This window comes from Elioraea sp. Yellowstone (assembly GCF_006704265.1).
GTDB lineage: Bacteria > Pseudomonadota > Alphaproteobacteria > Acetobacterales > Acetobacteraceae > Elioraea.
On sequence record NZ_VIKA01000035.1, the window covers coordinates 21487 to 28165 of the forward strand.

The following is a 6679-nucleotide window of genomic DNA, read 5'->3' on the forward strand; positions in this document are numbered from 1 at the left end:
CGGGGGGCTGGAGGGCAAGGGCGCCGGGCGCGCCGGCGCCCCTCGGGGATCGGAGCTGTGCCGATCAGGCCAGCGACTGCGTCAACAGGTCGAGCAGCTCCCTGCCGTGCCTGGTCGAGCGTGCGAACTCCGCCCAGGCGGTCCGCTTCGCCAGCTCCACCCAGGCGGCGTACTCGGCATCCGTCAGGCCGCGCACCTCGTTGTTGGCCTTGCGGAACGCCTCGGCCGCATTGGCCGCGGCCTCCTCCTGCTCGCGGGCGAACCAGGCGTCGGCGACATCCGCCGCCTCGTCGAAGGCCTGCCGCTGCGCGGGTGTCAGGCGGTTCCAGGCCTGGGTGGAGATCACGAGCGGCTGGAGCAGCATCCAGAGCGTGTTCGGCCCGCCGATCGTGGCGTACTTGGTCTGCTCGTAGATGCGCATCGAGACGAAGGTCTCGGCCGAGGTGAGGGTCGCGTTCAGCACCCCCGACTGCATCGCCGGATAGATCTCGGTCGACGGCATCGACACCACCGACGCGCCCGCCTCCTTCAGCATCAGCTCGAAGGTGGGGTCGGCCGCGCGCATCTTCAGGCCCTGCACCGTCTCCGGCCCGCCGATCGGGCGGTCCCGGCTGGCGAAGCCGCCGGGCGTCCACCACCACGTCACGATGCGGATGCCGCCCTCCATGGCGATCTCCTGGAAGCGCCTGTGGAAGGCGCTGCCCTTGATCCGCATCGCCTGCTCGACCGACTTGATCGTCCCGGGCATGATGCCGATCGAGAACTCGGGCACCTTGCCCACGCCGTAGGTGATCGGGAACACCGCCATCTCGAGGCTGCCGGCGAGCATCGCGTCGTACTGCGCGACCGGGTTCGAGATCAGCGACCGGTTCGGGTAGATGCGGAAGCGCAGCTCCGGGGCACGCTTGCGCACCTCCTCGGCGAACAGCCGGGCCCCGCGGTCGCGCGCGTCCGTCTGCTGGCGCCACTGGTGGCTGACGCGGATCTCGGCGAGCGCCTGGGCCCGCCCGTCCCGCGGCAGTCCGGCGAGCGCGGCGGCGCCGGTTGCGAGCACGGCATGGCGACGGGAAATGCGCATTGTCTCTGTCCCTCCCTTATCCGGGCGCCGCCGGGCGCCCTCCGCCCAGCAATGCGGCAGGCCCTGCGAAAAGGCAACTGCCGGCGCGTTGACCGCCCTGCCGCCCCGCCCTATGCCAGCGCCGAGACAGAACCGGGAGGTCACCGCCATGTCCGTCACCCGCCGTACGCTGCTCGGCTCGGCCGCGCTGCTTGCCACCCCCGCGATCGCGCGCGCCCAGGGTGCTACCATGCGCCTCAGCCACCAGTACCCGCCGGCGCACCACATCGCCAAGGTGCTCGCCGCCTTCGCCGAGGAGGTGAACGCCAGGAACGCGGGCGTCACCGTGCAGGTCTATCCGGCCGAGCAGCTCGCCAAGGTGGCGGAGAACTTCCCCGGCGTGGCGCGCGGCGCCTTCGAGGCGGCGGTCGCGACCAACTTCACCTGGGGCAACACCATCCCCGAGATGAGCGCGCCGACCATCCCGTTCCTGTTCACCGAGCTGGCCCGCATCCGCAAGTTCCCGGGCAGCGAGGCGGCGCAGTTCCTCGATGCCGCCTCGCTCCGCCGCGGCGTGAAGAGCGTGGCCTGGCTGTTCACCACGCGCAGCTCGATCTTCACCTCGGGCAAGAAGCCGATCATCCAGCTCGCCGACTTCCAGGGGCTGAAGATCCGCGGCCTCAACCCGCTGATCGACAACGCGCTGCGCGCCGCCGGCGCCGCCCCCGCCGCGACGCCGGCGCCGGAGGTGGTGGGGGCCCTGCAGTCGGGCGTCCTGGATGCCGGGCTGACCGACGTCTCGGCCGCCGTCAGCCGCCGCTTCTACGAGGTGCAGAAGTTCGGCACGGTCTCGCCCTTCTTCTGCGTCTACACCCAGGTCTACGTGAACCCGCGCTTCTGGGACGGGCTGCCGTCGGGGGCGCGGGCGGTCCTCGAGGCCGCGCTGCGCAAGGCCGAGACGGACGCGGTCGAGGTGACCGAGCGGACCGCCGCGGCCGCGGTCGGCGAGCTGCGCGCCAAAGGCATGACGATCCACGAGCAGACCCCCGCCGAGGCCGAGGCGTGGCGCGCGGTGATGCAGCAGCCGGTGATCGACGCGTTCCTGCGCGCCGCCCCCGAGGGCGGGCCGCGCATCCTCGAGCTGCTGCGCGGCCTGACGGCCTGACCGGATGCAGGACCCGCGCGGCGCGGTCCCGCGCACCGCGCGTCTCCTGGAGGCGGCGGTGGCGCTGCTCTGCCGCCTCGGCGGGCTGCTCGGCGCGATCACCGGGCTGGTCTGCTTCGCGCTGGTCTGCGTCTCGGTGGGCTGGCGCTACTTCCTCGGCCAGCCCCAGCCCTGGATCGACCACGTCGCGGCCTGGCTGGTGGTGGGACTGGTCATGTTCGCCGCCGGCGAGACGCAGCGGCGCGAGGAGCATATCGGCGTCGAGGTTCTGACCGCGCGGCTGCCGCGTGCGGGGCGGCGGGCGGCGCGCATCCTCGGCGCCGCCTCGGTCGCGCTCACCGCCGCCATCCTGCTGGTCGAAGGCATCGCCACGGTGTCGTTCTCGCGCATGATCGGCATCGCCACGAATGTCGAGGGCGTGCCGCTCTGGTGGGTGCACACGCTGATCCCGCTCGGAGCTGCGCTGCTGCTCGCCGCCGCGCTCGCGCAGGTGGTCGTGCTCGCCTGCGGGCTCGAGCCGCGCGGGCCGGAGCGGAAGGCGCATCACGGCGTGCCGGGCGGCCGCGCGGAATGACCTTCTTCCTCACCCTCGCCGGGCTGCTGGTGCTGCTCTACCTCGGCGTGCCGATGTTCGCGGCGATGTTCCTGCTCTCGCTCGGCGTGCTCTGGGCGACCGAGGGGGCGGTGACGCTGCTCGGCGAGCTCGTGTTCGGCAAGCTGGACTCCTACCTGCTGGTCGCCGTGCCGCTGTTCATGCTGATGGCGCATTTCATGGTGCGCGGGCGGGTGGTGGACGACCTCTTCGGCACCGCGCACACGCTCCTGCGCCACGTGCGCGGCGGGCTCGGCATCGCCACGGTGGCGGCCTGCACCGTGTTCGCCGCGATCTCCGGCTCCTCGGTCGCGACCGCGCTGACGATCGGCAAGGTCGCGATCCCGCAGATGCTGCGCTACGGCTACTCGCGCAGGGGCGCGTTCGGCGTGGTGGCGGGGGGCGGCACCCTGGGGATCCTCATCCCGCCCTCGGCGCCGATGATCCTCTACGCCTATGTCACCGAGGCCTCGGTCGGCGCGCTGTTCGCCGCCGGCGTGATGCCCGGGCTGATGATGGCGGCGATGTTCGCGCTCTGGTGCGTGCTCACCGAACGCGGCAGCGGAGCGCCACCCGCCGCCCCGACCCTCCCCGGCGTCGCGGGCGAAGGCCCGGGCGAGGGCCCGCTCCCCTGCACGGGGCGCGCGAGCTTGGCCGAGATCGTCGCCGCGCTGAAGCGCAGCATCTGGGCGCTCACCCTGCCGCCCTTCGTGCTGGGCGGGATCTATTTCGGCGTCTTCACCCCGACCGAGGCGGCCGGCACCGGCGCGCTCTGGGCGCTCATCCTGGCGGTCGTGGTGTACCGCCAGCTCGACCTGGCCGACCTCTGGGAGGGCGTGAACGAGGCGACCCGCACGGCGGCGATGCTGTTCATGATCATCGTCGGCGCCTCGCTCTACGGCTACATGCTCACCAAGCTCGGCGCGCCCCAGGAGCTCGCCGCGATGGTCGCCTCCTGGGGCCTCTCCCGCACCGGCTTCCTGCTCTGCATGATGGTGCTGCTGTTCCTGCTCGGCCTCATTCTCGAGACCTTCTCGATCATCCTCCTGACCACGCCGGTGATCCTGCCGGTGCTCGACGCGCTGGCGATCGACAAGGTCTGGTACGGCATCCTGCTGACGCTGAACCTGGAGATGGCGCTGATCTCGCCCCCCGTCGCGCTCAACATCGTGGTGATCAAGGCGATCACCGGCGCGCCGCTCTCGGAGGTGAACCGGGCGGTCGTGCCCTATCTGCTGATGCTCGCCCTGGGCACGCTCATGCTGCTCGCCTTTCCCGGGATCGCGCTCTGGCTGCCGCGTCTCCTGGGGTACTGATACCGGGCCGACAAAGGTTCGACCTGTGCCGGCCGGGCATCAGGCCTTGGTTCTGCGCGCGGCCGCCCCTTGAGCCCCGCGCGCCATACCCTCCGCACAAAGGTCAAACCCTTGTGCTCCGGGTATGAGCGCCCGTCAGAACCGCGCGATCGCACCGATGAAGGCGCGCGTCTCCCGGCGGCCGCGCGCCGTGTCCGCGGGGCGCCCGCCGACCTGCTGCGCGATCTCCGGGGTCAGCGTCAGCCAGGTCGTCAGATCCAGGCGCGCGCCGATGCCGACCGAGGCGAGGTGCTCCCAGCGCTCGCCGTCGCGGCTGCGCGCGCGGTCGATCGCGGCCCCCCAGTCGCCGAAGATGTAGGCGCTCATCAGCGGCGCGAGCGGGCCGATCTCGCCGAGCGCCAGCAGCCGGCGCAGCTCGAGCCGCGCGCCGAACCCGTGATCGCCGGTGGTGTTGCCGGGCGCGAAGCCGCGGCCGAGCCGGTCTCCGCCAAGGGCAAAACGTTCCGAGTCAGGCAGGACCGTGCCGGCGAGCTGGGCGACGAGTTCGCCGAAGAGCGACCATTCGGGCGCGCCGAGCCCCTGTACCCGCGCGATCGAACCGCGCAGCAGCGTGAAGTCCTCGCGCGCCGGATTGGGGGCGGCACGGCCGATGCGCGCGCCGGCGGCATCCAGCCCCTGCCGCAGCGCGGCGTCGAGCAGCGTCACGCCGTCGAAGCGATCCGCCACATCCCAGGTCGCGCGCGCCTCGGCCACCAGCAGCCGGTCCGTCGTGCGGCCGAGATCGATGCCGGCGAATCGCTGCTCCGAGGCGCTCTCGCGCCAGGTGAGACCCGCGCGCAGGAACAGGTTCTCGCTGCGCGTGCGGATGACGGGAACGAACAGCCCCACGCGGAGCTGCGTCTCGTCCTGCAGCGCGGTGAGGTCGACGAGACCCGACTTGCGCAGATCCGGTCGGCCGCGCGTGGCGTCCGCGCCGAGCTCGAGCCGCGCGCCGTCGAGCCAGGTGCCGTCGGTGAAGGCCAGGGGCAGCGACACGCCGCCCTCGATGAAGCGCAGTTCGCGCCCGCCGAGCGAGGCGGCGACCGAGAGATCGAGCCGCTCGGTCAGGCCGAGCAGGTCGTAGGTCGTGAGGCCGGCGCGTGCGACCCACGCCCCGAACAGCCGCGAGGCGCGGTTGTCCACCTGCACGAAGCCCTCGACGGGCTTCGGCCGGTACTGCACGGTGAGGTCGGCCGCGCCGAAGGTCGCGGGCGAGGGCGAGAGCACCGTCTCGACGCCGTCGCCGAGCGTGTCGCGCGCGAGCAGCACGGCGCGTTCGAGCGTCGCGAGCGCCAGCGGGCGGTCGGCCCCGACCGGCCGGAAGCGACGGGCCAGCGCCGCCTGACCCGACGCGTCGCCGCCCTGCACCGCGACCCGATCGATGAAGCCCTCGACGACGACGATCCGCACCACGCCGTTCTCGATCGTCTGCGCGGGCAGGATCGCCTGCGAGAGGACGAAACCCTCCGCGCGGTAGCGTGCCGAGATCGCCGCGGCCAGCGCTTCCAGGGACTCGACCGTGACCGGCGTGCCGATCAGGTCCGCCCAGAGTCGGGCGAGCACGGCCGGGTCCAGGGCCTGGGCCCCCTCGAGCCTGATCCCGCGCAGGATGAAGCTCGGACCGGCGCCGGGCGCCGGCACGGGCGGCGACGGTGCCGCCTCGCCCTCGGGCGGCAGCGCCTGCGGAACGGGGCGGGGCTCGAACTCGCGCCGCTGGAACTCCGGCCGCGCCGCGCCGGGCGTCAATGTCTGCGGGTGGGCGGGAACCGCGGCGACCAGGAGGGCCGCGACCGCGGCAAGAACGGCGATCAGGGGCCTGCGGCGTCGGCGCGGGTCGTCCAGTAGTTCTCCGGCAGCGAGATGGTCCGGCATGCCTCCGCCGAAAGTCCGAGATTGATGGGGCCGCCGCAGCGTCCCCCGGCGGGATCGCCTTCCGGCGGGCGTGCCGCGCCGGCCGGGACGAATCCGCCCGGCAGCGTCGGCTCGCCGACGGCAAGCTGTACAACCTCGCCGAGCGTGTAGGTCAACCGGAACGGATCGGCAACTGCCGGGCCGGCCTCGAGGACCGTGGTCCGGAAACCGGCATCGCCGGGCGTGTAGGGCTGTACGCCGCGGCGGAACGGCTCGGCGCCGGCGAGGAGCGCCGTCTGCGGCGTCACGGCCGGCGGCACGACCGGCGGCTGCACCACCGGCGTGATGGTGAGCAGCCCGTTGACGAAGATGATGGCGTAGTTGCCGCTGGTCAGGCCCGAGGGCGCGATCGGATAGGTCCCGGGCGGGCTCGCCGGCGTCGCCGGAGTGGCGAAGGTCAGCGTGCCGCCCAGCACGCCCAGCCCCTCGCCCAGCACGAAGCCCGCATAGGTCGCGCTGAAGGGAGGATTCGGCTGGCCCTCCGGCCGCGTCGCGTCGTTCGCCGTCACGGTCAAGGGCGCTGGCGTCACCGTCAGCGTGCCCGGCACGAAGGTGATCGCGTAGTTGCCGCTGGTCAGGCCCGAGGGCGTGATCGCGTA

6 protein-coding genes are annotated in these 6679 nt (G+C 72.8%); 3 read left to right on the forward strand and 3 right to left on the reverse strand.

Translation table 11 applies throughout. The features are described 5' to 3' along the window. Window positions 1–64: 64 nt before the first annotated feature. Window positions 65–1078 carry a TRAP transporter substrate-binding protein DctP gene (gene dctP / locus FK498_RS07490; protein ID WP_161988345.1) on the reverse strand — a complete coding sequence of 338 codons (1014 nt, stop codon included), beginning with the start codon at window positions 1076–1078 and terminating at the stop codon, window positions 65–67. Window positions 1079–1226: 148 nt separating this feature from the next. Between dctP (FK498_RS07490) and dctP (FK498_RS07495) the strand changes: the two genes are divergently transcribed. Genes dctP (FK498_RS07495) through FK498_RS07505 form a run of 3 tightly spaced genes read left to right on the forward strand, consistent with a single transcriptional unit; the run spans window position 1227 to window position 4130 of the window. Beyond that, a complete protein-coding gene (gene dctP, locus FK498_RS07495; protein ID WP_141853150.1) occupies window positions 1227–2222 on the forward strand; it encodes a TRAP transporter substrate-binding protein DctP in 996 nt (331 codons plus the stop codon). A 4-nt stretch (window positions 2223–2226) separates the two neighbouring features. Then, the gene (locus FK498_RS07500; protein WP_141853152.1) at window positions 2227–2796 is read left to right on the forward strand and encodes a TRAP transporter small permease; all 570 of its coding nucleotides are present in this window, start codon (window positions 2227–2229) and stop codon (window positions 2794–2796) included. Continuing rightward, window positions 2793–4130 carry a TRAP transporter large permease gene (locus tag FK498_RS07505; protein WP_141853154.1) on the forward strand — a complete coding sequence of 446 codons (1338 nt, stop codon included), beginning with the start codon at window positions 2793–2795 and terminating at the stop codon, window positions 4128–4130. Before FK498_RS07500 ends, FK498_RS07505 begins: the two co-directional genes overlap by 4 nt. Before the next feature lie 135 nt (window positions 4131–4265). Here FK498_RS07505 and FK498_RS07510 read toward each other — a convergent pair whose 3' ends face one another. Together FK498_RS07510 and FK498_RS19240 are read right to left on the reverse strand one after the other, a co-directional pair. Next, entirely contained in the window at window positions 4266–6041 is a 1776-nt protein-coding gene (locus FK498_RS07510) for a ShlB/FhaC/HecB family hemolysin secretion/activation protein (protein WP_141853156.1), read from the reverse strand. Then, window positions 5978–6679: MBG domain-containing protein (locus FK498_RS19240; RefSeq protein ID WP_161988346.1), on the reverse strand; the 702-nt coding region annotated here is incomplete at its 5' end. The genes FK498_RS19240 and FK498_RS07510, both read right to left, overlap by 64 nt.

Bases quoted from the DNA above. Each gene is read 5' to 3' on its own strand.
- dctP (WP_161988345.1), bottom strand. From the start codon at position 1,078: ATGCGCATTTCCCGTCGCCATGCCGTGCTCGCAACCGGCGCCGCCGCG.
- dctP (WP_141853150.1), top strand. From the start codon at position 1,227: ATGTCCGTCACCCGCCGTACGCTGCTCGGCTCGGCCGCGCTGCTTGCC.
- FK498_RS07500 (WP_141853152.1), top strand. From the start codon at position 2,227: ATGCAGGACCCGCGCGGCGCGGTCCCGCGCACCGCGCGTCTCCTGGAG.
- FK498_RS07505 (WP_141853154.1), top strand. From the start codon at position 2,793: ATGACCTTCTTCCTCACCCTCGCCGGGCTGCTGGTGCTGCTCTACCTC.
- FK498_RS07510 (WP_141853156.1), bottom strand. From the start codon at position 6,041: ATGCCGGACCATCTCGCTGCCGGAGAACTACTGGACGACCCGCGCCGA.